Origin of the sequence: Micromonospora thermarum, from assembly GCF_012034245.1 — a bacterium.
Taxonomy (GTDB): domain Bacteria; phylum Actinomycetota; class Actinomycetes; order Mycobacteriales; family Micromonosporaceae; genus Micromonospora; species Micromonospora thermarum.
Window position 1 is genome coordinate 143,651 of record NZ_JAATEO010000004.1, and the last position, 23,327, is coordinate 166,977.

General features: G+C 72.3%; 25 protein-coding genes. 15 read left to right on the forward strand and 10 right to left on the reverse strand.

All coding sequences use genetic code 11. From position 1 onward, the window contains the following. Positions 1-27: 27 nt before the first annotated feature. Positions 28-396 carry a hypothetical protein gene (locus tag HCJ94_RS31385; protein WP_240943971.1) on the reverse strand — a complete coding sequence of 123 codons (369 nt, stop codon included), beginning with the start codon at positions 394-396 and terminating at the stop codon, positions 28-30. Positions 397-424: 28 nt separating this feature from the next. Here HCJ94_RS31385 and HCJ94_RS31390 point away from each other — a divergent pair, with 28 nt between their 5' ends. Beyond that, positions 425-1,252 carry a hypothetical protein gene (locus HCJ94_RS31390; protein ID WP_240943972.1) on the forward strand — a complete coding sequence of 276 codons (828 nt, stop codon included), beginning with the start codon at positions 425-427 and terminating at the stop codon, positions 1,250-1,252. A gap of 85 nt (positions 1,253-1,337) precedes the next feature. On the opposite strand, the gene HCJ94_RS05470 is transcribed toward HCJ94_RS31390, so the two are convergent. Continuing rightward, positions 1,338-1,916, reverse strand: a complete 579-nt coding sequence (locus HCJ94_RS05470) for a type III secretion system chaperone family protein (RefSeq protein ID WP_167999857.1) — start codon at positions 1,914-1,916, stop codon at positions 1,338-1,340. 45 nt (positions 1,917-1,961) lie between these two features. Next, entirely contained in the window at positions 1,962-3,311 is a 1,350-nt protein-coding gene (gene mshA / locus HCJ94_RS05475) for a D-inositol-3-phosphate glycosyltransferase (RefSeq protein WP_167999858.1), read from the reverse strand. A gap of 171 nt (positions 3,312-3,482) precedes the next feature. Between mshA and HCJ94_RS05480 the strand changes: the two genes are divergently transcribed. Then, positions 3,483-4,247 carry an SDR family oxidoreductase gene (locus tag HCJ94_RS05480; protein WP_167999859.1) on the forward strand — a complete coding sequence of 255 codons (765 nt, stop codon included), beginning with the start codon at positions 3,483-3,485 and terminating at the stop codon, positions 4,245-4,247. Next, complete coding sequence (locus HCJ94_RS05485) at positions 4,247-5,044, forward strand: class I SAM-dependent methyltransferase (RefSeq protein WP_167999860.1); 798 nt, start codon at positions 4,247-4,249, stop codon at positions 5,042-5,044. The genes HCJ94_RS05480 and HCJ94_RS05485 overlap by 1 nt, the downstream gene beginning before the upstream one ends. A gap of 99 nt (positions 5,045-5,143) precedes the next feature. On the opposite strand, the gene HCJ94_RS05490 is transcribed toward HCJ94_RS05485, so the two are convergent. Further along, positions 5,144-6,238 carry a UDP-N-acetylmuramate dehydrogenase gene (locus HCJ94_RS05490; RefSeq protein WP_309227156.1) on the reverse strand — a complete coding sequence of 365 codons (1,095 nt, stop codon included), beginning with the start codon at positions 6,236-6,238 and terminating at the stop codon, positions 5,144-5,146. A 70-nt stretch (positions 6,239-6,308) separates the two neighbouring features. On the opposite strand from HCJ94_RS05490, the gene HCJ94_RS05495 reads away from it, so the two are divergent. From HCJ94_RS05495 to HCJ94_RS05530, 8 genes are all read left to right on the forward strand, one after another. After that, positions 6,309-7,067: a maleylpyruvate isomerase family mycothiol-dependent enzyme gene (locus tag HCJ94_RS05495; RefSeq protein WP_167999861.1), complete on the forward strand. Its 759-nt coding sequence runs from the start codon at positions 6,309-6,311 to the stop codon at positions 7,065-7,067. 238 nt (positions 7,068-7,305) lie between these two features. Further along, on the forward strand, positions 7,306-8,613 hold the full coding sequence (locus HCJ94_RS05500) for an extracellular solute-binding protein (RefSeq protein WP_167999862.1): 1,308 nt from the start codon (positions 7,306-7,308) through the stop codon (positions 8,611-8,613). An 84-nt stretch (positions 8,614-8,697) separates the two neighbouring features. Continuing rightward, positions 8,698-9,702: a carbohydrate ABC transporter permease gene (locus HCJ94_RS05505; RefSeq protein WP_167999863.1), complete on the forward strand. Its 1,005-nt coding sequence runs from the start codon at positions 8,698-8,700 to the stop codon at positions 9,700-9,702. Then, positions 9,699-10,532 (forward strand): carbohydrate ABC transporter permease, encoded by an 834-nt coding sequence (locus tag HCJ94_RS05510; RefSeq protein ID WP_167999864.1) that lies wholly within the window; start codon positions 9,699-9,701, stop codon positions 10,530-10,532. Before HCJ94_RS05505 ends, HCJ94_RS05510 begins: the two co-directional genes overlap by 4 nt. 58 nt (positions 10,533-10,590) lie before the next feature. Next, positions 10,591-11,964, forward strand: coding sequence for a GH1 family beta-glucosidase (locus HCJ94_RS05515; RefSeq protein ID WP_167999865.1), 1,374 nt, complete (start codon positions 10,591-10,593; stop codon positions 11,962-11,964). Positions 11,965-11,984: 20 nt separating this feature from the next. Continuing rightward, complete coding sequence (locus tag HCJ94_RS05520) at positions 11,985-12,992, forward strand: LacI family DNA-binding transcriptional regulator (protein ID WP_167999866.1); 1,008 nt, start codon at positions 11,985-11,987, stop codon at positions 12,990-12,992. Between the two features lie 101 nt (positions 12,993-13,093). Beyond that, on the forward strand, positions 13,094-13,495 hold the full coding sequence (locus HCJ94_RS05525) for a RidA family protein (RefSeq protein ID WP_167999867.1): 402 nt from the start codon (positions 13,094-13,096) through the stop codon (positions 13,493-13,495). A 1-nt stretch (position 13,496) separates the two neighbouring features. Continuing rightward, the gene (locus tag HCJ94_RS05530; protein ID WP_167999868.1) at positions 13,497-14,390 is read left to right on the forward strand and encodes a GNAT family N-acetyltransferase; all 894 of its coding nucleotides are present in this window, start codon (positions 13,497-13,499) and stop codon (positions 14,388-14,390) included. Between the two features lie 253 nt (positions 14,391-14,643). Here the strand turns inward: HCJ94_RS05530 and HCJ94_RS05535 are convergent, their stop codons facing one another. Further along, complete coding sequence (locus tag HCJ94_RS05535; protein WP_167999869.1) at positions 14,644-14,877, reverse strand: hypothetical protein; 234 nt, start codon at positions 14,875-14,877, stop codon at positions 14,644-14,646. Positions 14,878-15,108: 231 nt separating this feature from the next. On the opposite strand from HCJ94_RS05535, the gene HCJ94_RS05540 reads away from it, so the two are divergent. Together HCJ94_RS05540 and HCJ94_RS05545 are read left to right on the forward strand one after the other, a co-directional pair. Further along, entirely contained in the window at positions 15,109-15,303 is a 195-nt protein-coding gene (locus tag HCJ94_RS05540; protein ID WP_167999870.1) for a helix-turn-helix transcriptional regulator, read from the forward strand. 691 nt (positions 15,304-15,994) lie between these two features. After that, positions 15,995-16,621 (forward strand): DUF4145 domain-containing protein, encoded by a 627-nt coding sequence (locus HCJ94_RS05545; protein ID WP_205800697.1) that lies wholly within the window; start codon positions 15,995-15,997, stop codon positions 16,619-16,621. Between the two features lie 171 nt (positions 16,622-16,792). Here the strand turns inward: HCJ94_RS05545 and HCJ94_RS05550 are convergent, their stop codons facing one another. The 3 genes from HCJ94_RS05550 to HCJ94_RS05560 form a co-directional block, all read right to left on the reverse strand. Then, positions 16,793-16,969 (reverse strand): hypothetical protein, encoded by a 177-nt coding sequence (locus tag HCJ94_RS05550; RefSeq protein ID WP_167999871.1) that lies wholly within the window; start codon positions 16,967-16,969, stop codon positions 16,793-16,795. A 727-nt stretch (positions 16,970-17,696) separates the two neighbouring features. Further along, positions 17,697-18,212: an O-acetyl-ADP-ribose deacetylase gene (locus HCJ94_RS05555; RefSeq protein ID WP_167999872.1), complete on the reverse strand. Its 516-nt coding sequence runs from the start codon at positions 18,210-18,212 to the stop codon at positions 17,697-17,699. Further along, entirely contained in the window at positions 18,209-19,006 is a 798-nt protein-coding gene (locus tag HCJ94_RS05560; RefSeq protein ID WP_167999873.1) for an EI24 domain-containing protein, read from the reverse strand. Before HCJ94_RS05560 ends, HCJ94_RS05555 begins: the two co-directional genes overlap by 4 nt. A gap of 40 nt (positions 19,007-19,046) precedes the next feature. Between HCJ94_RS05560 and HCJ94_RS05565 the strand changes: the two genes are divergently transcribed. Next, entirely contained in the window at positions 19,047-20,045 is a 999-nt protein-coding gene (locus tag HCJ94_RS05565) for a helix-turn-helix transcriptional regulator (RefSeq protein ID WP_167999874.1), read from the forward strand. Positions 20,046-20,069: 24 nt separating this feature from the next. Here the strand turns inward: HCJ94_RS05565 and HCJ94_RS05570 are convergent, their stop codons facing one another. Continuing rightward, positions 20,070-20,987, reverse strand: coding sequence for an SDR family oxidoreductase (locus HCJ94_RS05570; RefSeq protein WP_167999875.1), 918 nt, complete (start codon positions 20,985-20,987; stop codon positions 20,070-20,072). A 77-nt stretch (positions 20,988-21,064) separates the two neighbouring features. Between HCJ94_RS05570 and HCJ94_RS05575 the strand changes: the two genes are divergently transcribed. Beyond that, positions 21,065-21,757, forward strand: a complete 693-nt coding sequence (locus HCJ94_RS05575) for a nucleotidyltransferase domain-containing protein (protein ID WP_167999876.1) — start codon at positions 21,065-21,067, stop codon at positions 21,755-21,757. 42 nt (positions 21,758-21,799) lie between these two features. Here the strand turns inward: HCJ94_RS05575 and HCJ94_RS05580 are convergent, their stop codons facing one another. After that, entirely contained in the window at positions 21,800-23,275 is a 1,476-nt protein-coding gene (locus HCJ94_RS05580; protein WP_167999877.1) for a PhoX family protein, read from the reverse strand. Positions 23,276-23,327: the final 52 nt, after the last annotated feature.

The following is a 23,327-nucleotide window of genomic DNA, read 5'->3' on the forward strand; positions in this document are numbered from 1 at the left end:
ATACCCGTTGTCCATTCCCGCAAACACTCAGGCGTCCTCGCGATCGGGTGACTCGGTCCGGAAGAAGTTGCTCTGCCGGCCGTCCCGCATCTGCTCCTGGTAGATCAGGTTCAGCTTCCGCTGGTCGAAGGTCTGGAACCACTCGTTCCAGCTGATCTCCCGAACCCGGCTGCTCTCCCGGTAACCCGGCATGTTGAACGTCAGCACGCCGGCGCGGCCCTCCCGTTCGGTGCCCGCGATCGTGGCCGGTCTCGCGTTGCGCTGCTCGGCCCACTGCCGGATGACGTCGTGGTTGCTGGTCACCAGGCTGCGACCGGGCCGCTCGGGCCGGTCGGCCGGCGAGGAGATGACCTGCGACGACAGGACCGACCGCGACGTGGTCCGCCCGGTCCGCACCCCCGTACCGCGGCCGGACGGGGCCGCCGTGGCCTTCGTCGCGGGCGCGGGCGCGGCCTTCGCCGCCGCCGTGATCTTTCTCGCCGGCGCGGCCTTCCTCGCCGCGGCGGCCTTCCTCGCGGGCGCGGCCTTCCTCGCCGCCGCGGCCTTCTTCGCGGGCGGGGCCTTCTTCGCGGGCGGGGCCTTCTTCGCGGGCGCCGCCTTCTTCGCCGCCGCGGCCTTCTTCGCCGGCGGGGCCTTCCTCGCGGGCGCCGCCTTCCTCGCCGCCGCGGCCTTCTTCGCCGGCGCGGCCTTCCTCGCCGCCGTGGTCTTCTTCGCGGGCGCCGCCTTCTTCGCCGCCGCCGTCTTCCTCGCCGCCGCCGTCTTCCTCGCCGCCGCCGTCTTCCTCGCCGGCGCCGCCTTCTTGACCACCGCCGCCTTCTTCGCGGGTGCCGCCTTGCGGGCGGCGGCCTTCTTCACCGCGGCCTTCTTCGCGGGCGCGGCCTTGTTGGCGGGCGCGGCCTTCGCGCGGGCCGGCGCGGCCTTCGCGGTACGCCCGGCCGCCCGCTTCGTCGCCGCCGCGCGGCCCGCCGACGCCCTGGTGCCGGCCGCCCGGCCGGCGGGGCCGGTGGTCGTCCGGGCCGCACCGCCGCCGCGCCGTGCCGACCGCATCGCGTTCGCCAGTGTCTTCACCAGTTCGGGCTTGCGCAGTGCGGAGACGCCGGACACCCCGTGCCGGCGCAACTGCCCGCGGATCTCGTCCACCTTCATCCGAGAGATCGCGGATTCGGAGATGTCCGGTGTGTTCGGGGTCTGGTTCCCCGCCTGCCGTCCGGTCCGGGTCGCAGTCCCACCACGACCTGAGCTGCTTCGCTGAGCCATGGGACGCTCACGCTCCTCGACAGTCCGTTCTCGGCACGCGGCGGGTCCCAAGTGCCGCACCGCGCGGTGCGGCATACCCGTCAGGACCGGTCCGAACCTCCGGCGGCCGGGCCGGTACCCGCGGCGGCCGGGTCGGTGCCCGCGACGGCCGGGTCGGTGCCCGCGGCGGAGGGCTCGAAGAGGTGCGCGAACGCGGCGAGGTTCGCGGTGGATTCGCCGCGCTTGACCCGCCACTCCCATTCCCGGCGGATCGAGGTGCCGAAGCCGATCTCCAGCATGGTGTCGAAGGACTCGTCGGCGTACGTCAGCACCGCACCGAGCAGTCGGTCCAGTTCGTCGGCGTCGACGCCCGCCGGATTGACCCGGCCGGTCAGGTAGACGTCGCCGACGGCGTCGATGGAGAAGGAGACCGCGTACATGCGGGCGTTGCGCTGGAGCAGCCACGCCCAGAGCTCCTCGCGGCGCTCGTCCGGCTGCCGCATCACGAACGCCTCGATCCGCAGGGCGTGCTCGCCGACGATCAGGTTGCAGACCGTCTTGAGCTTGTGGGTGCCCGGCAGGGTGACCGCGTACGAGTTCGGGCCGGTGGACTCCCACGCCAGGTCCCGCTCGTCGCAGACCGACTCGATCAACGCCCCGAGATCGCTCTTCCCGCTCATCGCACCCACTCTACGGTCGCCCCGACCGACCCGCGCGGCGCCGGTTCACCAGGAGCAGGTGGCGAGTTCGGACGTCAGGCGGGCGCGCTGCTCGGACATCGCCTCGCCGTAGACGTCCAGCAGGCCGGCGACCGTACGGTCCCAGGAGAAGTTGCGGGCGTGCCGTTCCGCGGCCCGGGCCAGCTCCGCCCGGCGGCCCGCGTCCGGCAGCAACTGCGCCAGCGTACGGGCCCAGTCGACCGGGTCGTGGCTGCCCACGAGGACGCCGCTCACCTGGTCGCGGACGGCGGTGACCAGGCCGCCGACCGCGGCCGCCACGACCGGCGTGCCGCAGGCCTGTGCCTCCAGCGCCACCAGCCCGAAGCTCTCGTTGTACGACGGGACAGCCACCAGATCGGCGGCCCGGTACAGGGCGGGCAGCGCGTCACCGGTCTGTGGCGGCAGGAAGCGCACCCGGTCGGTGGCGCCGAGCGAGGCGGCCAGCTCGATCAGCGCGGTCGGCCGGTCGAGCCCGCTGCCGCTGGGGCCGCCGCAGATCACCACGGTCATCTCAGCGGCGAGCGCCGGATCCCGCTCCCGCAGGGCGGCCACCGCGCGGATCAGCACGTCGGGCGCCTTGAGCGGCTGGATCCGGCCGACGAACGCCACGACGTACCCGTTGGCGGGCAGGCCGAGCCGGCGGCGGACGGCGCTCCGGACCCGCTCGCGGTCGCCGGCGGCCGGCCGGAAGCGGGTCAGGTCCACGCCGGGCTCCACCACGGCGACGCGGGTCGGGTCGGCGTCGTACCGGTCGATGAGGTCGCCGGCCTCGACCTTGGTGTTGGCGACCAGGCGGTCGGCCTCGGCGACGACCTGCTCCTCGCCGATCACGCGGGCCTTGGGCTCCGGCCGGTCCCCGGCCGCGAGCTGCGCGTTCTTCACCTTGGCGAGGGTGTGCGCGCTGTGCACGAGCGGCACGCCCCAGCGCTCCTTGGCCAGCCAGCCGACCTGGCCGGAGAGCCAGTAGTGCGAGTGGATGAGGTCGTAGTGGCCCGGTGGGCGGGAGGCCTCGGCGCGCAGCACTCCGGCGGTGAACGCGCAGAGCTGACCGGGCAGTTCCTCCTTGGTCAGCCCCTCCAGTGGGCCGGAGGTGATGTGCCGGACGTGGACGCCGGGCACCATCTCGACCACCGGGGGCAGGTCACCGGAGGTGGCCCGGGTGAAGATCTCCACCTCGACGTCCGCCTCGGCGAGCCGCCGGGCGACCTCGACGATGTAGACGTTCATCCCGCCGGCGTCGCCGGTGCCCGGCTGGTGCAGCGGCGACGTGTGCACGGAGAGCGTCGCGATGCGGCGGGGCCGCGGCCACGGGCGGGCACCTCGCTGACGACCGACACCGGTGTGCTGTTCCGCCACGTCCCGCTCCTTCTGTCACGGTTGTTGCCGTTCCGCACGACCGGCGCTTCTCGGTCAACCTCCACGCCGGATGTCATCTTCCCGATCGGGGATCGGTAATGCCTCCCGGCGGTCCCGGGCGTGACGGACCTCATCACGCCACCGGTCGCGGCCGGGGGTGAGAATGAGCGGATGACCTCAGTCGCCGTCGTCACCGGAGCCTCCAGCGGGATCGGTGCGGCCACCGCCCGCCGCCTCGCCGCCGAGGGCTTCCACGTGCTGGCCGCCGCGCGTCGTACCGACCGGCTCGCCGACCTGGTCGCGGAGATCGCGGCCGCCGGGGGCTCGGCCACCGCGGTGGCCTGCGACGTCACCTCCGACGACTCGGTGGCCGGGCTCGCCGCCGCGGCCGCCGCGGCGCCCGGGCCGGTCACCCTGCTGGTCAACAACGCCGGCGGTGCGCGGGGCATGGACCCGGTGGAAACCGGCTCGGTCGGCGACTGGCAGTGGATGTACGACGTGAACGTGCTGGGCACCCTGCGGGTCACCCAGGCGCTGCTGCCCGCCTTGGAGGCCTCCGGCGCCGGCACCATCGTCATCGTGTCGTCGACCGCCGGCTTCACCGTCTACGAGGGCGGGGGCGGCTACACGGCCGCCAAGCACGCGCAGACCGCCGTCGCCGGCACGCTGCGCCTGGAGTTGTGCGGCCGGCCGGTCCGGGTCGTCGAGATCGACCCCGGGATGGTGAAGACCGACGAGTTCTCGCTGGTCCGCTTCGACGGGGACGCCGACCGGGCGGCCGCCGTCTACGCCGGGGTCCCCGACCCGCTGGTCGCCGACGACGTGGCCGACTGCGTCGCCTGGTGCGCGACCCGGCCGCACCACGTCAACGTGGACCGGCTGGTGGTCCGCCCGCTGGCGCAGGCCGCCCAGCACAAGGTGCACCGGGTGGGTTGATGGCAGGGTCGGCGCGGCGACCGCAGGGCGTCGTCACCCGCGGGACGACCAACCCCAACCGGCTGCGCCGGGTGGACAACTGGATCGTCGACGCCTGCGGTGACGTCGTACGGGCCGCCGCCGACCCGCTGGTGGTCGACCTCGGCTACGGCGCCACCCCGGTCACGGCCGTCGAACTGCGGGCCCGGCTCGCCGCCGCGGTCCGCGCCGACGTGCGGGTGGTCGGGCTGGAGATCGATCCGGTACGCGTCGCCGCCGCCCAGCCCGCCGCCGACCCGCCGTGGCTCACGTTCGCCCGGGGCGGCTTCGAGCTGGCCGGGCTCCGTCCTGCCCTGGTCCGCGCGTTCAACGTGCTGCGCCAGTACGACGAGAGCGAGGTCGCCGGCGCCTGGGCGACGATGACCGGGGCGCTCGCCCCGGGCGGCCGGCTGGTCGAGGGGACCTGCGACGAACTGGGCCGGCTCGGCGCGTGGGTGCTGCTCGACGCGGACGGCCCGCGCTCGCTGACCCTGGCCGCGAAGCTCACCACCCTGGCGAGCCCCGCCCAGTTCGCCGAGCGCCTCCCCAAGGCCCTGATCCACCGCAACGTCGACGGCGAGCCCATCCACGCCCTGCTCAAGACGCTGGAGAGCGGCTGGCACTCAGCGGCCCCCTACGCGCCCTACGGCCCCCGCCAACGCTGGCTGCGAACGGTGACCGCCGTCCGCGAGTCCGGCTGGCCCGTCCTCGCCGACCGTCGTCACGACTGGCGCCACGGCCGGCTCACCCTCCCCTGGCCCGCCGTGGCCCCCCGCTGACGCCCCCACATCCCGCGATCTTGCAGTTTTGGCCCCCGCTATGTCCTTAACGGCGGCTTTCGTCCGGGCAGAAAGTGCAAGATCGCGGCGTCCGGGGGGTTACAGGGTGCAGTTGACCAGGACGGGTTCGGGGTGGAGGGTTACGCCGAAGCGGGACTCCACGCCGGCGCGGATCTCGCGGGCCAGGGCCACCAGGTCCTCCGTGCGGGCGGTGCCGCTGCGGTGGGTGAGGGCCAGGGTGTGCTTCGAGGAGATGGCGACGACGCCCTCGGGGCCCGGGTGGCCCTTGCCGAAGCCGGCCTTGTCGATCAGCCACGCCGCGCTGACCTTCACCGTGTCCCCCGCGCCGGGCCAGGACGGCGGCTCACCGACGTCGGCGGCCCGCTCCCGCAGGCGCTCGTACGCGGCCCGGTCGAGCACCGGGTTGGTGAAGAACGACCCGACCGACCAGGTGTCCGGATCGGCGGCGTCGAGCACCATGCCCTTGCCGGCGCGCAACCGCAGCACGGTGGTACGCGCGTCGGCCAGCGGCACCCGGTCACCCACCTCGACGCCGAGCGCCCGGGCCAGTTCCGCGTACCGGACCGGGCCGGACAGCGGCGACCGCGCGAGCCGGAAGTCGACCGACAGCACCACCCAGCGGTCGCTGTACTTGAAGATGCTGGACCGGTACATGAAGCCGCAGTCGGCGGCGGCGATCCGGTCGGTGGTGCCGGCGACCCGGTCGTAGACCTGCACGCCGGTGATGGTCTCGGCGACCTCCTGCCCGTACGCCCCGACGTTCTGGATGGGGGTGGCGCCGGTGGAGCCGGGGATCCCGGAGAGGCACTCGAGGCCGGACCAGCCGTTGGCCACCGTGGTGGCGACGAACTCGTCCCACGGCTCGCCGGCCTCGACGCGTACGGTGACCGTGTCGGCGTCCTCCGCGACGACCTGGACGCCCCGGGAGCGGACCAGCACCACGGTCCCGGGGAAGCCGGCGTCTCCGATCACCACGTTGCTGCCGCCGGCGAGGATCAGGGTCTTCTCGCCCCGCTCACCCGCCTCCCGTACGGCGCGGATGATCTCGTCGGCGGTGGTGGCCGTGACCACGCGGGTGGCCACGCCGCCCAGACGCAGTGTCGTGTACGGCGCCAGATGGAACCCGGCGTCCCGTTCGGCCCCGATTGTCGGCTGGGTATGGACGTCTGACACGCCCTTCACCCTAGGCTGAGGGGTAGCCGCGGCACCCACTGGTGGCCGGGTCACCCCCGGGAGGATGGCGATGAGCAGACTGCACGGCACGAAGGACTTCTGGATCGGGGCACTCCGGGCGGAGGGCGCGGCGTTCGCCGCGGCGGTTGCCGAGGCACCGCCGGAGACGCCGGTGCTGTCCTGCCCCGGCTGGACGGTGGCCGACCTGACACTGCACCTCGCCGGGATCTACCGCTGGGTGCACGGCGTCGCCGGGACGCCCGCCACCACCGCACCGTCCGGCCGCCCCCAGCCGGCCGAGCCGGGTCCGGGCGAGACCCCGCTGCAGGTCTGGCAGCAGGCGTACGACCAGCTCATGGCCCGTTTCGACACGCTCGACCCGGAGGCGCCGGCGTGGAACTGGGCGCCCCAGCCAAAGAAGGCCGGGTTCTGGCCGCGCCGGATGGCGCACGAGACGGCGGTGCACCGCTGGGACGCCCAGCTCGCCATCGCCGCCGGTGAGCCCATCGAGGCGAAGCTCGCGGCCGACGGGGTGAGCGAGGTGCTGGACACCTGGCTGCCCGCCGGGCGCCGCCGGCCGGGCGGGCCGTGGCACGGGGTGGTGCACCTGTCGGCTCCCGACACGGCGCAGGAGTGGTTCCTGCGGCTGCGCGGCGAGGGCGTCGCCCTGCTGGACACCGCGACCATCTTCCACGACGACCACCACGCTCGCGTCCAGGTCGTCGGCACGGCCAGTGACCTGCTGCTGGCGCTCTGGGGTCGGGTCAGCTTCGACACCCTGACCGCCACCGGCGACCGGAACCTCCTGGGCGGCCTCCGCGTCGGCTGACCCACCGCCCCACACCCCGCCGGCCGCGCCCCGACCCAGGGACGCGCGCTTCCCCGAAAGAGTGGCTGTCCGCGCCGGATCAGCCACTCTTTCGCGTGAGCGGCCTCTTCCAGGCGGTCGGCGGGGAACCGAGAGAGCGCTCTCTTGACAGCCGGCACGGCGGCAGGCGAGGCTCTGAGAGAGCGCTCTCTCAGATTCAACCCACCACCACCCACCCGACCTGAGAGGGGTCCGAGACATGGGTGCCACCTCGCGCCGCCGCCTCGCGGCGGTCGCCTTCCTCGCCGCCACCACCCTGCTCGCCACCACCGCCTGCGGCGGAGACGGCGAAGACGCCGGCGACGGCACGGTCACCTTGACCGTGGACGTGTTCGGCCAGTTCGGCTACGAGGAGCTGTACAAGGAGTACATGGCCGCCAACCCCGGCGTGAAGATCGTCGAGCGGGGCACCGGCGGCAACCTCGACGAGTACTCGCCGAAGCTCACCCAGTGGCTCGCCGCCGGCAAGGGCGCCGGCGACGTGGTCGCGATCGAGGAGGGCCTGCTGGTCGAGTACAAGGCCAACCCGGGCAACTTCGTCAACCTGCTCGACCACGGCGCGGCCGAGCTGAAGGGCAACTTCCTCGACTGGAAGTGGAACGCCGGCCTCACCGCCGACGGCAAGCAGCTCATCGGTCTCGGCACCGACGTCGGCGGCATGGCGATGTGCTACCGCAAGGACCTGTTCGCCAAGGCCGGCCTGCCCACCGAGCGGGACGCCGTGTCGGCGCTCTGGCCGACCTGGCAGGACTACATCCGGGTCGGTGAGAAGTTCACCGCGGCGAAGACCGGGGCGTCGTTCCTGGACGCGGCCACCAACACGTTCAACACGATCGTGCTGCAGACCGCCGGCAACTCCTCGGGCTACCACTACTACGACACCGGCGACAACCTGGTGGTCGACACCAACCCGGCGGTGAAGCAGGCCTGGGACACCACCATGGACATCATCGACTCCGGCCTGTCCGGCAAGTACGGCGCGTGGTCCGAGGAGTGGGTCTCCGCGTTCAAGCAGGCCAAGTTCGCCACCATCGCCTGCCCGGCCTGGATGACCGGCGTCATCGAGGGCAACGCCGGCCCGGCCGCCAAGGGCAAGTGGGACATCGCCCGGGTGCCCGGCAACGGCGGCAACTGGGGCGGCTCGTACCTCGCGGTGCCGAAGCAGAGCAAGCACCAGGACGAGGCGGTCAAGCTGGCGAAGTACCTGACCAGCGCCAAGGGCCAGATCGGCGCGTTCAAGGCCAAGGGTCCACTGCCCTCCTCGCCGCAGGCGCTCGACGACCCGGCCGTCGCCGGGGCCACCAACGCGTACTTCTCCGGCGCCCCGGTGGGCCAGATCTTCGCCGCCGGCGCCAAGAGCCTGAAGCCGGTCTACATGGGCCCGAAGAACCAGGCCGTCCGCACCGAGGTCGAGAACGCCGTCCGCACCGTGGAACTGGGTCAGCGCAGCCCGGACCAGGGCTGGACCGACGCGGTGACGAACGCGAAGAAGGCCGCCGCCAAGTAGCCGCTCCCCGCTGCCCCACCGGCCCCCCGAACCGTCGCGTCGGGGCCGGTGGGGAGCGGGCGGCGTGGAAAGGAGTACGCGGGCATGAGCGTTCAGCTTGACGCCCGGCCGCCGGTGGCGGCGGCACCACCCGTGCGACCCACCCGCTCGTACCGGCTCAGCCGGTTCGACGCGCGCTGGTCGCCCTACCTCTACATCGCCCCGTTCTTCCTGCTCTTCGCGGTCTTCGGGGCGTACCCGCTGGCGTACACGCTCTGGGTCTCCCTGCACGAGTGGGACCTGCTCGGTACCGATCCGACCTTCATCGGCGCGGAGAACTACACCCGGCTGCTGGCCGACGTGGACTTCTGGCACGCGGTCGTCAACACCCTGGGCATCTTCGTCATCTCCACCGTCCCGCAGCTGCTCGCCGCGCTCTGGCTTGCCAACCTGCTCAACCGTCAGCTCCGTGCCCGGACCGGCTGGCGGATGGCCGTGCTGGTCCCCAACGTCACCTCCACCGCCGCGGTGGCGATCGTCTTCGGGGTGCTGTTCGGCCGCGAGTTCGGCATGGTCAACTGGGTGCTCGACCTGGCCGGCGTCGACGGGATCGACTGGAAGGCCAACCGCGTGGCGTCCTGGGTCGCCATCTCCACCATGGTGGACTGGCGGTGGACCGGCTACAACGCGCTGATCTTCCTCGCCGCCATGCAGGCCATTCCGCGCGACCTGTACGAGTCGGCGGCGATCGACGGGGCGAGCCGGGCCCGGCAGTTCTGGTCGATCACCGTCCCGCTGCTCCGGCCGACGATCATCTTCGCGGTCATCATCTCCACCATCGGCGGGCTTCAGCTCTTCACCGAGCCCCGCCTCTTCCACGCCGGGACCAACGCGATCCGCGGCGGGCCGTCCCGGGAGTCCCAGACGGTGACGATGTACATGTTCGAGAACGCGTTCGCCCCGTACTACAACTTCGGGTACGGCTCGGCCGTGGCCTGGCTGCTCTTCGCGCTCATCGCCGTCGTGGCGGTGGTCAACGTGCTGATCATCCGCCGGCTCGGCACCGGCGCGGGGACCCGCCCGGGCGGCCGGAAGGGAGGCCGGGGATGAGCCGGCTCTGGCGGGCCAGCCCGCTCACGTACGGCGCCCTGGTGGTCGCCGCGTTCTCCTCGATCTTCCCGATCTGGTGGATGTTCGTGGTGGCCAGCCGGTCCAGCGACGCGATGGGTCAGCTCCCGCCGCCGGTCACCCCCGGCGGCAACCTGGGAGCGAACATCTCCCGGCTCTTCGCCAACACCGACGCGTACTTCCTCACCGGTCTGATCAACTCGGCGATCGTGGCGACCACCGTCACCGTGTCGGTGGTCTTCTTCTCCACCCTCGCCGGTTTCGCCTTCGCGAAGCTGCGCTTCCGCGGGCGGAACGCCCTGCTCATGGTCATCATCGCGACGATGATGGTGCCCACCCAGCTCGGCGTCATCCCGTTGTACATGCTGATGACCAAGTTGAACTGGAACGATCGGCTGCCGGCCGTGATCGTCCCCGCCCTGGTCACCGGGTTCGGGGTGTTCATGATGCGCCAGTACGCGGCGCAGGCCGTCAGCACCGAGCTGATCGAGGCGGCCCGGGTCGACGGCTGCGGCACGGCGCGCATCTACTGGAACGTGGTGCTGCCGGCGCTCCGCCCGGCCGCCGCGGTCCTCGGCCTGCTCACCTTCATGACCACCTGGAACGACTTCCTCTGGCCGTACGCCGTGCTCAACGACCCGGAGAACCCGACCGTGCAGTTGTCGTTGCGGGCCCTGTCGGACGGGTACTACCAGGACATGTCGCAGGTCTTCACCGGCACGGCCATCGCGACGCTCCCGCTGCTGCTGGTCTTCGTCCTGTTCGGCCGCCAGATCATCGGCGGGATCATGGAAGGTGCGGTCAAGGCGTGAGCGCGAGGAGTGAGCCGGGGTTGCGAGCCCCGCAGTCGCGAACGAAAGAAGGTACCGCGTGAACGAGCTGCGATTTCCCGAGGACTTCCGCTGGGGTGCCGCCACCGCGGCGTACCAGATCGAGGGCGCGGCCCGCGACGACGGCCGCGGCCCGTCGATCTGGGACACCTTCAGCCGTACGCCGGGGAAGGTCCACCAGGGCCACACCGGTGACGTCGCCTGCGACCACTACCACCGGTACGCCGACGACGTGGCCCTGATGGCGGAGCTCGGGCTGCGGACGTACCGCTTCTCGGTCGCCTGGCCCCGGATCCAGCCCGACGGCACCGGCCCGGTCAACCCGCGCGGCCTGGACTTCTACGACCGGCTGGTGGACGCGCTGCTCGACCGGGGCATCGACCCGCTCGTCACGCTCTACCACTGGGACCTGCCGCAGGCGCTGGAGGACCGGGGCGGCTGGATCGAGCGGGAGACCGCGGAGCACTTCGCCACCTACGCCACCGCCGTGTACGCCCGGCTCGGCGACCGGGTGCGCACGTGGACCACGCTCAACGAGCCGTGGTGCTCGGCCTACCTGGGGTACGGCAACGGGGTGCACGCCCCCGGGGTGCGGGACGCGGGCGCCGCCTTCACCGCCGTACACCATCTGCTGCTCGGGCACGGCCTGGCGGCCCGGGCGCTGCGGGCGGCCGGCGCGGAGACCGTGGGGATCACGCTCAACACCGGCGACATCCGCCCGGCGGACCCGGACAGCGCGGCGGACGCCGCCGCGGTGCGCCTGGTCGACGGCCTGCAGAACCGGATCTTCCTGGAGCCGCTGCTGCGGGCGGCCTACCCGGACGACGTGCTGGAGCACGTGGCGCGGATCGTCGAGCCGAGCTTCGTCCGGGACGGGGACGAGAAGCTGATCGCGGCGCCGGTCGACCTGCTCGGGGTGAACTACTACGCGCCCACCTACGTCGCCGGGAGGCCGGACGGCGCCGGGGGCGGCGGGGCGTACCCGGGCACCGACGGTGCCGTGGAGTTCCTGCCGCCCGCCGGTCCGCTCACCGACACGGGCTGGATGATCGAGCCGGCCGGCCTCACCCGGATGCTGGAGCGCCTCGCCACCGACTATCCGGGGGTGCCACTGCTGGTCACCGAGAACGGCGCGGCCTTCCCGGACAAGACCGGGAGCGACCCGGCCGGGGAGATCGTCGACACCGACCGGATCGCGTATCTCGACGGGCACCTGCGGGCGGCGCACGAGGCCATCGCCCGGGGAGTGGATCTGCGCGGCTATCTCGTATGGTCGTTCCTGGACAACTTCGAGTGGGCCGAGGGTTACCGGAAGCGGTTCGGGATCGTCCACGTCGACTACCTGACCCAGCGGCGCACACCGAAGGCGAGCGCCCGCTGGTACCAGGAGGTGATCTCCCGGAACGGGCTGTGACGAGCGGGGGTACGACGGCGATGACGACGGCGCAACGACCGACGCTCGAGGCGGTGGCCCGGCGGGCCGGGGTCTCCCGGGCGACCGTGTCCCGGGTGGTGAACGGCTCCACCACGGTGGCCGAGCCGATCCGCGAGGCCGTGCGCCGCGCGGTCGCCGAGCTGGGGTACGTGCCGAACCTGGCCGCCCGCAGCCTGGTGACCCAGCGGACCGACTCGATCGCGCTGGTGATGCCCGAGGCGGCGACCCGGGTGTTCTCCGACGACCAGGTCTTCCCCGGCATCATCCGGGGGGCGGCCCAGGAGCTGGAGGCGGCCGACAAGCAGTTGGTGCTGATGCTGGCCGGCTCGCCGGGCGGGCACGAGCGGGTGGAGCGGTACACCACCGGCCGGCACGTGGACGGGGTGCTGTTCGCCTCGCTGCACGGTGCCGACCCGCTGCCCGGCCGGCTGGCCCGGCTGGGCATCCCGGTGGTGTGCAGCGGCCGGCCGCTCGGCGACGAGGACGTGCCGTACGTGGACGTCGACCACGTCGGCGGGGTGAGCCGCGCGGTGCGGCACCTGATCGACGGCGGCCGGCGGCGGATCGCCACGATCGCCGGCCCGCAGGACATGGTGGCCGGTATCGAGCGGCTCACCGGCTACCGCGAGACGGTGGTCGCCGCCGGTCTGGCCGAGATGATCGCCCTCGGTGACTTCACCCGCGAGTCCGGGGCGGCGGCGACGCGGCAGATCCTCGCCGAGCACCCGGATGTGGACGCGATCTTCGCCGCCTCCGACCTGATGGCGCACGCCGCCCTGCGGACGCTGCGCGAGGCGGGGCGGCGGGTGCCGGACGACGTCGCGGTGATCGGCTTCGACGACATCGAGACCGCCGCGTACACCGAGCCGCCGCTCACCACCGTCCGCCAGCCGATCCAGGAGATCGGCCGGCAGATGACCCGGCAACTGCTGCGCCTGGCCGCCGGGGAGCCGATCGAGCCGGCAGTGATCCTCCCGACGGAGCTGGTGGTGCGCGAGTCCGCCTGAAAGGAAGGGCCCCTTCTTAACGCCTCCGGTAGGGGAAGGGCCCCCTGTTAACACCCGGAAATTGGGTCGAGCGTCCGCCGGGGCGGGGCTAGCGTCGGGCGGTGCCCCATCTCCTTCACGTTCCCGCGCTCGCCGATGCCGAGTACGCCTACGTCGCCACGGTCGAGTCAGCGACCCGCCTCGTCTTCACCGCCGGCGCGTGCCCGCTGGACAGCGAGGGCCGTACCGTCGCCCCCGGTGACCACGCCGCGCAGGCTCGGCAGGTGATGGCCAACCTGGAGACCGCCCTCGCGGCGGCCGGCGCCGGCCTCGCCGACGTCGTCAAGACCACGGTGTACGTGGCGTCGGCGCACCGCCCCGACCTGGTGGCGGTCTGGCAGGTCGTCCGGGACGCCTTCGGCGACCACGACCCGCCCAGCACCCTGCTCGGCGTGGCGGTCCTCGGCTACCCCGACCAACTCGTCGAGGTCGAGGCCGTCGCCGCCGTACCGGCGGAGGGCTGAGGTGGGGATCCGTACCGCCGTCCCGGACGACGCGCCCGCCGTCGCGGCGCTGCGCGCCCACGTCCTGCCGTTCCTGGTGCGCGGCGTCGCGTCGACCCGGCAGATGATCGCGGAACCGCCGCCGGACCGGCACTGGACGGCCTTCGTCGCCGAGGTCCAGGGTGAGGTCGTCGGTTGGGTCTCGGCGTTCCGTAACACCAGCTCCACCCGCCCGGTGGGCGAGGTCTCGCTCCTGCACGTCCACCCCGAGCACCGGGGGCGGGGCATCGGCAGTGGACTTCTGGACGCCGCCCTGGACCACCTCGCCCCGCTGCGGCTCCCGCTGCTGCGCGGGCGGGCGCTGGCGGAGGCGCTGCCGTACGCCCGGCGGCGCGGTTTCACGCCGAGCCGGGAGGAACGCTTCTCCGCGCTGGACCTCGGGTCGCTCCCGCCGCTGCCGCCCGCTCCCGCCGGGGTGCGCCTGATCTCCCTGGCCGGCGTCGACCCGCGCCGGGTGTACGAGGTGGATGCGGCCGCCAGCGTCGACGAGCCCGGGGACGTGCCGACCGACGCCCTCGCGTACGAGCACTGGCTGGCCGACACGTGGGACAACGTCGGGCTGGACCGGGAGGCCAGCACGGGCGCGGAGGTGGACGGCGTCCTGGCCGCGATCAGCCTGGTCAAGCGCGACGGCGCGCGGATGTGGTCGGACTACACCGGCACCGTGCCGGCGTACCGGGGACGCGGGCTGGCCACTGCCGCGAAGACCGCCGCCCTGCACCGGGCCGCCGCGAGCGGGGTGACCGTCGCGTACACGGGCAACGACGAGGCCAACGCCCCGATGGTGGCCATCAACGAGCGCCTCGGCTACCGGCCGGTCGCTTCCCAGTGGAGTTGCCTCCGCGAAACGGCCTGACCGGCCAGCGACTACCGAGCGCGGGCCCACAGGATGAAACGCTCGGCGAGGTTCTTTGGTGGGCTGCCACCCAGCTTGGCGAGATGTTCGGCGGCCTCTGTCTCCAGGGTGGCAAGGTAGATCAGCAGGGCGGTTCGATCCTTCCGGTACTCAACCAGGAGCCGCAGCTTCGCCGGTGAACAGGGCCAGGCGATACCGCAGGTGGAGCAGCGCCAGGTCGGCCGTGACGGGAGATGGTCCGGGTGGCGCCGGGTCACCGCGCCGGCTCGACTTCCGTCACCGCGTCGAGCCGTACGGCGGCGTAACGCTCACGAACGGCGAGTGACCCGTCCGGACGGACCTGCCGACCCTTGAGTTGGACCCAGATCGCGCCGTCTATGACCTGGCTGCTGATGACCTCGGTGATGGTCAGGGTCAGGGTGCCCGTGCCGAATTTGTAGGCGCCCTCGGGTACCCGGATCGTGCGACCGACAGCGATGGCGCTCAACTCTGCCGGCTCCCCTCAACCGGAACGGGCGCGAACCGGTCAGGGCACGGGGCCGGGAGGCCACACGAACAGCGACGCCAAAGCGTGCGCCAGGTCCGGCGGTGGCGTGGGGCGAGCGGCACAGGTTTGCAGGTACGGCGTACGGGCATACCCCCACGTTGACTCACTGTTGGCAGGTAGTCAACCCCTCCGATGGCAAGTTGCCTACCCATGTCACCGGAAGGTCCGCCCGTGCGGGTCATGGCGTTAGCAGAGGTCGCTGATCACCTTGGCGTCTCCCGCCAGCGCGCCGCGATCCTGGTCGACCGACCGGACTTTCCCGCCCCCATCGACACCCTGACCGTCGGCCGCATTTGGGACGCCGCCGAGGTGCGCGCGTACGCGGAACGGCGAGGCCGTCGGCTGGCCGACGAAGAAGCGTCGTAGTCAGCGGCGTCCCCGTCATGCCTGCTTCCGCCGGACTACCTCAGCGAGGACGCGGCTCGGGGCTGGTGGGGAACGCACATCGTGAGCAGACCGGCTTCACGCGGTGGCACAAGACGCCTCCGCCGTCCCCGGCGAGCGCTTTGCCTAAACGGACGTGGACGAGATGTGCGCCGCGCTGACCCCGGCTGCATCTTCTCACCCCAGCTACACCAACGGCGGGCCCTGCCAGCGCTGCGGCTGTGCGCACATGTGGGTGCTTCGTCCAGCGCACGAGATGGTGATGACGCGCGACCCAGCGGGAACCTGCTCAGTAAGAGCCGTGGCGCACCCGTGCGGGATACGTGGGTCTGCCACGGCTGCCGCGACATCACCGACATCAACAGGATCGCGTCTGGTGGGCATCGACGGCTCACGCCGCGAGTGGACGCTGGATGCTCCCACGTCCGCCGAGCGAATCGGCCTTACCTGGCAATCAGGACCGGGACAGATCCCGCGGCCGGCGCAACCTGCCCCTGCCCCAGTTTGTCTACCACCGACTTGAAGGGCTTCGGCGCACGGCGTACGAGCTGTTCCCCGAGCCGGACATGTGGCGATGAGCGCCGAACAATCTGGGTAGGAAGCCGCCCAAGCTGGGACGTAGGCTTCGTGCGTGGCGGCAGCTTACTGTGCATGGTGCGGGCGATACGCGCACATGGCGTACGTGGACGGATCACACGCGGCGACGTGGTTCATGGACACCGAAACGGTCCTTGCAACGACCATGGCCTGCTTTAAGTGCGACGGCTGCTCCGGCTTAATGATCGCCTCCATCGAGGCCGACGCATACCCCGACAACGACAGCGTTAGCGGGATCCTGTCCTTTCTCAACGACCATCGAGAGTTCCTGCGATGGACTCCGAGCGCATCCAGCAATAGGGGCTTCCTCGACGTGCCCGAGCACATCGGAGCGGCGGCATCCGAGGCATATCGCTGCGCCGAAAACAACGACCTGAGGGCAGCTGTCCTGCTCGCAAGGTCAGTGATCGAGGCGACCGCCAAGGCGAAGGACATCAAGAAGGGCAGCTTGGCGGACAAGATCGATGAGATGCACGATCAGGGATTCATCAGAGAACACATTAAGGAGGGCGCGCACGAAGTGCGCTATCTCGGGAACGACATGGCTCATGGTGACTTCGTCGATCCCGTGGACAAGGAGGACGCCGACCTGGTCTTGGCACTGATGAGTGAAGTTCTCAGCGAGGTCTTCCAGTCACCAGCTAAGGTCGCCAGAGCGAGGGCCGCCCGAGACGCTAAGAGGCAGGCAGCCGCCACACCCTGATTCGCTCTGCCGAGAGGCCTAGAGCTTCCTGCGGGGGACGCCCGTCGAAAGCCATTGCACTACGACATCCCTCGATCGCCAGAGTCCCGGGGTGGCAGATCGCAGGAAGCCCGCCCGGCGGACCGGACGGGCTTCCTGGATCAAGGCCCGGCCGCAGCTAGGGCGGGCGGACTACTTGCCGGACTTGTTCTTGCTCGGGTCGACCAAGACCCAGTCGCCGCCCTTCGGGGTCGGCGGGAGGGTGGTGCCCTTCGGGACCGTCACCTCGTTGCCACCCTTCACCGGCTTGTACTGACCGCTCTTCGGGGCGGCCTCACCGGGGCTGCCGGTGACCTTCTGCTTGGACATGGCGTCCTTCCTGATGGAGGAAGCCGTGGCGACCACGCAACAAGAAGGCGCACTACCTCTTACGAGGAGCGCGCCACCCTGCTAGTCTCTCAAACCTCTGACAGTACGAGGAGACCCGGCGACCGCCACCCGGCGGACGCCGGGTTTTTTCGTGCTTCCGGGAGATCCCCGTACAGGTCGGACCGAAGATTCGCAAGCTGACCCAGACCCCCACATGTCGTGGACATATGCGTCAGGATGGCCCACATCTTGTGGAAAACGTCCAGCCGCTTGGCGGGCGGCGCGGGTTGTGCCTTCGATTCGAAGGCAGAACATATGTTCGACCTCAGCAAATCGGGCACCAAGGGGCGATCCTGGCTCGGTTACGTCAGCCTCCCCTGTGGACAACCTGTGGATGAAGGATAGCCGGTCTAGGCGCTCATCAGCGAAAACCGGAGCGCGCTTCGGATTCTTCGGCGTGTCGCGCTGACCTCGCTGGCCTCGGCCGCGCCGAGCCAGCTCCGAGCCCGAGGCGGCGTACGCCAGCCCTCCGGCGGGCTTACGCCCCGCGTTGCGGGAGTGCAGCAAGCACAGGCCCCGAAGCGCTCAGAATCCATCGTTGGATCGCGCGATCGCGCACAGGCATGCATCGGATCGTCAGCGCGATGCCGGGGCGGCGGCGCTGACAACCCCGAGATCGCACCCCTCGGCGGATGAGCCCTGGTCCCTTCACGGGCCGCGCCCCTGATCAGCTGGCGTCGGCCACCCGCTCGGCGACCGCGTACGTGGCCGCGCCGAACAGGACCAGCCGGGCCTCGGTGACGTGCGCCGGGCTGGCGGACCGCAGCACCGCCAGCGCCTGGCGCACCGCGTCCTCCAGCGGCCAGCCGTACACCCCGGCGGAGATCAGCGGGAACGCGACGGTCGCCGCGCCCAGCTCGTCGGCGACGCGCAGGCTGTTCGCGTAGCAGTCACGCAGCAGCCCCGAGCGGTCCTCGGTGGCCGACCAGACCGGCCCCACCGTGTGGACGACCCAGCGCGCGGGCAGGTCACCGGCGGTGGTCGCGACCGCCTGCCCGGTGGGCAGCCCGCGCCCGTACCGGGAGGCCCGCAGCTGCCGGCACTCGGCCAGGATGGCCGGGCCGCCCCGGCGGTGGATGGCCCCGTCGACTCCACCGCCACCCAGCAGGGACGAGTTGGCGGCGTTGACGACGACGTCGACCCGCTGGGCGGTGATGTCCCCCTCGACCAGGGTGATCTTCACGGTCCGGCCTCCGTCGGCTGGCCGAGCACGCGACGGGTCAGCAGCGTCGCGCCGGCGACGGCGGCCGGCATGAGCAGCACCGCGCCGAGCGGGATCAGGAAGCAGACGAAGACCGCCGTCCCGAAGCCGAGGGCGGTCGGCCGGTCCGCCCGCAGGGCGGCGCGCCGGTCCGGCAGCCGCTTGCCGCGCCGGGAGAACGGCGCGCCGGTCAGCTCCACCGCGAGCAGCCAGCCGCCGACGGCCGCGCCGAGCACCGGCACCACGGTCTGGCCGACCACCGGGATGAAGCCGGCGGCGAACAGGGGCACCCCGAACAGCACCGACAGCCCCACCAACCGCACGGAGTCGGCGGCGCTGCGCCGCAGCGACGCCCAGAGCGGCACGTCGACGGCGTTCGGCGTGCCGCCGTACCGTTCCTCCACCCGCTCGGAGATCTTCTCGTAGAACGGGTCGCCGATGACCAGGGTGACGGCGGTGAACGCGACCACGGCGAGCAGGCCGCCCAACCCGAGCAGGGCCAGGCCGGCGACCACCCGGACCAGGCTGCGCCAGGTGGCGGACCACCCGTCGGCGAACGGCGTGAGCAGCGCCGCGAGGTCGTCCACGAAGTACACCAGCGTGGCGAACGCGGTGACGAAGAGCGCCCCGGAGATCAGCGCCGGCACGACGCCGAGCAGCATCAGGCCGGGACTGCGGACGTACAGGCCGAGCCCGCGCAGGAACAGCCCGACGCCGGCGAGGAACCGGCCGGCGGCCCCGGTCACGGGTGCGGCGAGGTCACGGGGTGTGCTCACGGTCGCCGAGCCTATCGGTCGCTCGCGACACAATGGGCGGGTGCGGGCGGCCCGGTTGATCTCGTTGGTGTTGCTGCTCCAGTCGCGGGAGACGATGACGGCGGCGGAGCTGGCGCGCGAGCTGGAGGTCTCCGAGCGCACCGTCTACCGGGACGTGCTGGCGCTGTCCGCCGCCGGGGTGCCGGTCTACGCCGACCGGGGTCGTGCGGGCGGCTACCGGCTGCTGGGCGGCTACCGGACCCGGCTGACCGGGCTGACCCGGGACGAGGCGGAGGCGCTCTTCCTGGCCGGGCTGCCGGGGCCGGCGGGTGACATGGGGTTGGCCGACGCGGTGGCGTCCGCCGAGCTGAAGGTGCTCGCCGCGCTGCCGCCGAGCCTGCGCGACGCGCCGGTGCGCACCGGCCAACGGTTCCACCTGGACGTGCCGGGCTGGTTCCGCGAGACCGGGCCACCGCCGTGGTTGAGCGAGTTGGCCGGCGCGGTCTGGCGCGACCGGGTGGTCCGGCTGCGCTACCGGCGCGGCGACCGCGAGGTCGAGCGGAAGGCACACCCGTACGGGCTGGTCCTCAAGAGCGGCGTCTGGTATCTGGTCGGCCGGGTCGGCGACGCGTACCGCACGTACCGGGTGGACCGGGTCACCCACGTCGAGGTGGACGCCGAGACCTTCGACCGGGACGCCGGCTTCGACCTGGCCGCGTACTGGCGGGAGCAGGCCGAGGCGTTCCTGCGGAGCATGCTCCGGGCCGAGGTGACGATCCGGCTGAGCCCCGCCGGCCTGCGCGGGCTCCGCTTCCTCGCCGACGCCCCCTTCGTGTACGACGAGGCGCTCGCCGCCGCCGGCGAGCCCGACGGGCAGGGGTGGGTGGTGACCCGGCTGCCCGTCGAGTCGCTTCAGGTCGCGTACCCGCAGCTGCTGGGGCTGGGGCCGGAGGTGGAGGTGCTCGACCCGCCCGAGCTGCGGGCGCGGCTGGCGGACGCCGCCCGGCGCAGCGCGGCGCTCTACGCGGGCGGGACCGGCGACGCGGGCGGCGCGGGGTGACGCCGGGCCGCCCGCGCGCACCGCTCAGCGGTAGCCGGTCACGTCCGCCGGCCTGCCCTTCTCCACCACCTCGGCGATGTAGCGGTAGGCGTCCGGTCGGCTGCCGTCGACGTCGGTGAACCCGTACACCTGGGACAGCTCCCCGGCCGAGACGGAGGCCTGGTTCCAGCGGGCCCGGTCCTCGTCGGCGGCCAGCGCGGCGACCGCGCGCCCGACGAAGGCCGGGGTCTCCGAGATGAGGAAGTGCGGGTCCTTGGCGGCGCCGTCGCGCCAGTTCTCCTCGGTGACCCCGAAGTGCTCCAGCATCGCCTCCGACCGGATCCAACCCGGGGTGAGTGCGACGGCCGTGCCGCCGTGCGGCTTCAGCTCGTGCCCCCAGGCGAACGCCAGCCGGGTCACCGAGACCTTGGCCAGGTCGTAGAAGACCGACAACCGGTACCGGTCCTCGTTGAACGCCCTCGTGCCGTCGCCCATCTCGACGACCAGCCCGCCCGGGCGGCGGATCAGCAGCGGGAGCGCGAAGTGGCTGGTGATGATGTGCGTGTCCACGGCGAGCCGCAGGGCACGGAAGCCGTCGTCGAGCTTCTGCTCCCAGACCGGCTTCTCCCAGGTGATCAGCGGGTCGGCGCCCCAGATGTCGTTGACCAGCACGTCGAGCCGGCCCTGTTCGGCGTCGATCCGCTCGACCAGCGCGCGAACCTCGTCGGGGACCAGGTGGTCCACCCGGACGCCGATGCCGGTGCCGCCGGCCGCGGTCACCAGCTCGGCGGTCTCCTCGATCGTCTCCGGCCGGTCCATCTCCGAGCGCCCCGCCCGGCTGCTGCGACCGGTGGCGTAGACCGTCGCGCCGGCCGCACCGAGCTGGACCGCGATCTGCCGGCCGGCGCCCCGGGTCGCGCCGGCGACCAGCGCGACCTTTCCTGTCAGCGGTGTCGTCGTCATGCGTCCGACCCTGTCAGGAAAACCTGACATCCGAAGTCCGGTTTCCCGGCCGGGTGTCGTGCGTCATGCTCGCCGGCATGCACCTGCTGCTCTCCGGGATCGTCGGCTCGGTCGCGTACGGGCTGGCCGGCCCCGGCTCCGACGTCGACCGGATCGGCGTGTTCGCCGCGCCCACCGTCGCGTTCCACGGCCTGCACCCGCCGAAGGAGTCCGTGGTCACCACCGACCCGGACGTCACGCTTCACGAGGCTGCGAAGTACGCGAAGCTGGCGCTCAGCGGCAACCCGACCGCCACCGAGCTGATGTGGCTGCCCGACGACTGCTACGAGACGCGGACGGAGTTCGGCGAGCGGCTGATCGCGATCCGGTCCGCGTTCCTGTCCGCACCTCGGGTCCGCGACGCCTTCCTCGGGTACGCGTCCCGGCAGTTCCGCAAGCTGGAGTCGCGCGGCGACGGAACGTTCTCGTCCGACGTGCGGCGCCGCACCGCGAAACACGCCCGGCACCTGGCCCGGCTGGTGCACCAGGGCCGGCACCTCTACGCCACCGGCGTGTTGGAGATCCGGCTCGCGGATCCACAGTGGTTCCGGTCCTTCGGCGAGCGGGTGGCCGGCGGTGACATCGAGGCGGCGCGGACGCTGCTGGCGGAGGCGGAACGCGACTTCGACGGCATCCGGACGCCGTTGCCGGACCGCCCCGACGAGGCGGCCGTGGAGCGCTGGCTGCTGGACGTCCGCGCCGCCCACCTGCCCGCCGAACCCCGCGGCTGACCCGGTCGTGGGGGTGGAACCGCCACCCCCACGACCGCTGGTTCAGACGCCGATCCGCGACCAGGGGCCCCAGATCGCGAACGTCATGCCCCGGCTCGCCTGGATGTTGACGAACAGGGTGTGCCCGTCCGGGCTGAACGTGGAGCCGGCGAACTCGTCGTTGGACCGGTCCGCGCCGGTGCTGCTGACCAGCCGGTTCAGCGCGATGTCGAACAACTCGCCACGAGGGGTGAGCCCGCGCAGGTAGTTGTCGTTCACGTTGTCCTCGCAGACCACCAGGGTGCCGCGCGGGCTGGTGGTCACGTTGTCCGGGAAGTCCAGCACATCCGGCCCCGGCGACTCGTACACCAGCCGCAGCACCTGCGACCGGCAGTGGTACGCCCACACCTGGCCGTGCCCGTTGCCGTACCCGTCGGCGATCGGGCCGGTCGAGGTCTCGGCGGGGCCACCACCCTGGGTGGCCGTGAAGTAGACGACGCCGTCGTCGTACGCCGATCCCTCCAGCCGGGAGAAGTAGGCGGCGCCGCGTTCCCAGCCCTGCCGCGAGACGTACGTCAGCGCCTGTTCGTTGGTGGTGGGCGCCACCTCACCGGGGGTGTACGGGAACCGGGGCGCCGGGTCGTCGATGTCCACCCACTCCACCCGGTACGCGGCGTGCCTCGGCTGCGCCGCGGCGAGGTCCAGGTTGGGCCGGCCACGCACCGCGAGCATCTGCAGGCGGCCCCCGTCCAGCAGCCGGCCGCACGACCTTGGGTGCCGGGGCGGGGTGTAGCGGTAGAAGCCGGAGGGGAAGCCGAAGTTGTCCTCGGTGAGGTACAGGTGCCCGCCGCGCGGGTCGTACGCCACCGACTCGTGGGCGAACCGGCCGGCGGCGGTGATCGGCTGTCCGTCCGACCGCCCGTCGACGGGTACCTCGTAGATGAAGCCGTGCGGCTGGGTGAGCGGCACGTTGGAGGTACCGGTGAAGTCCGGGCCGACGTCCGGCCCGTTGACCGTCTCCTCGCAGGTGATCCAGCTCCCCCAGGGCATCACGCCGCCGGAGCAGTTCATCATCGTGCCGTTCAGGCTGGTCCAGGAGCGGCGGACCTCGCCGTACCGGGTCACCTCGATCGTGGTGGTGCCGCCCTGCGCCATCGGGTCGTACGCGGTGGAGGCGTCGCCGAAGGCCGGGCCGGGGTTGTTCACCTCGTGGTTGCGGACCAGCCGCACCGTGCCGCCGCGGCCACGGAACGCGCCCATGCCGTCGTGCCGGCCCGGCAGCCGCGTGCCGTCGTCGAGGACCACCGGGAACTCGGTGTCGTGGAACGACCGGTACTGGAAGCCCTCGGGCAGGTGCAGGCGGACCTGGCCGTCGCGCAGGTCCGGCACCGGCCCGAGGACCGGGTCGGGCGCCGGACGCCGGCCGACCGCGCCGGCTTGGTCACGCGCCACGAACCCGAGGAACGGGCCGCCGAGGACGGCGCCGCCGGCCGCGGCGGCCGCGCCGCGCAGCAACGTACGCCGGTCAAGATCAGGCATCGGGGACTCCTTTGTCGCCGGGGCCCCGGCCGTCGAGGCCGGGGACCGATCC

Excerpts from the sequence above, each read along its gene's own strand:
- HCJ94_RS05470 (WP_167999857.1), bottom strand. The coding sequence starts at position 1,916 with ATGAGCGGGAAGAGCGATCTCGGGGCGTTGATCGAGTCGGTCTGCGAC.
- HCJ94_RS05480 (WP_167999859.1), top strand. The coding sequence starts at position 3,483 with ATGACCTCAGTCGCCGTCGTCACCGGAGCCTCCAGCGGGATCGGTGCG.
- HCJ94_RS05485 (WP_167999860.1), top strand. The coding sequence starts at position 4,247 with ATGGCAGGGTCGGCGCGGCGACCGCAGGGCGTCGTCACCCGCGGGACG.
- HCJ94_RS05495 (WP_167999861.1), top strand. The coding sequence starts at position 6,309 with ATGAGCAGACTGCACGGCACGAAGGACTTCTGGATCGGGGCACTCCGG.
- HCJ94_RS05500 (WP_167999862.1), top strand. The coding sequence starts at position 7,306 with ATGGGTGCCACCTCGCGCCGCCGCCTCGCGGCGGTCGCCTTCCTCGCC.
- HCJ94_RS05505 (WP_167999863.1), top strand. The coding sequence starts at position 8,698 with ATGAGCGTTCAGCTTGACGCCCGGCCGCCGGTGGCGGCGGCACCACCC.
- HCJ94_RS05510 (WP_167999864.1), top strand. The coding sequence starts at position 9,699 with ATGAGCCGGCTCTGGCGGGCCAGCCCGCTCACGTACGGCGCCCTGGTG.
- HCJ94_RS05520 (WP_167999866.1), top strand. The coding sequence starts at position 11,985 with ATGACGACGGCGCAACGACCGACGCTCGAGGCGGTGGCCCGGCGGGCC.
- HCJ94_RS05545 (WP_205800697.1), top strand. The coding sequence starts at position 15,995 with ATGGCGTACGTGGACGGATCACACGCGGCGACGTGGTTCATGGACACC.
- HCJ94_RS05550 (WP_167999871.1), bottom strand. The coding sequence starts at position 16,969 with ATGTCCAAGCAGAAGGTCACCGGCAGCCCCGGTGAGGCCGCCCCGAAG.
- HCJ94_RS05570 (WP_167999875.1), bottom strand. The coding sequence starts at position 20,987 with ATGACGACGACACCGCTGACAGGAAAGGTCGCGCTGGTCGCCGGCGCG.
- HCJ94_RS05575 (WP_167999876.1), top strand. The coding sequence starts at position 21,065 with ATGCACCTGCTGCTCTCCGGGATCGTCGGCTCGGTCGCGTACGGGCTG.
- HCJ94_RS05580 (WP_167999877.1), bottom strand. The coding sequence starts at position 23,275 with ATGCCTGATCTTGACCGGCGTACGTTGCTGCGCGGCGCGGCCGCCGCG.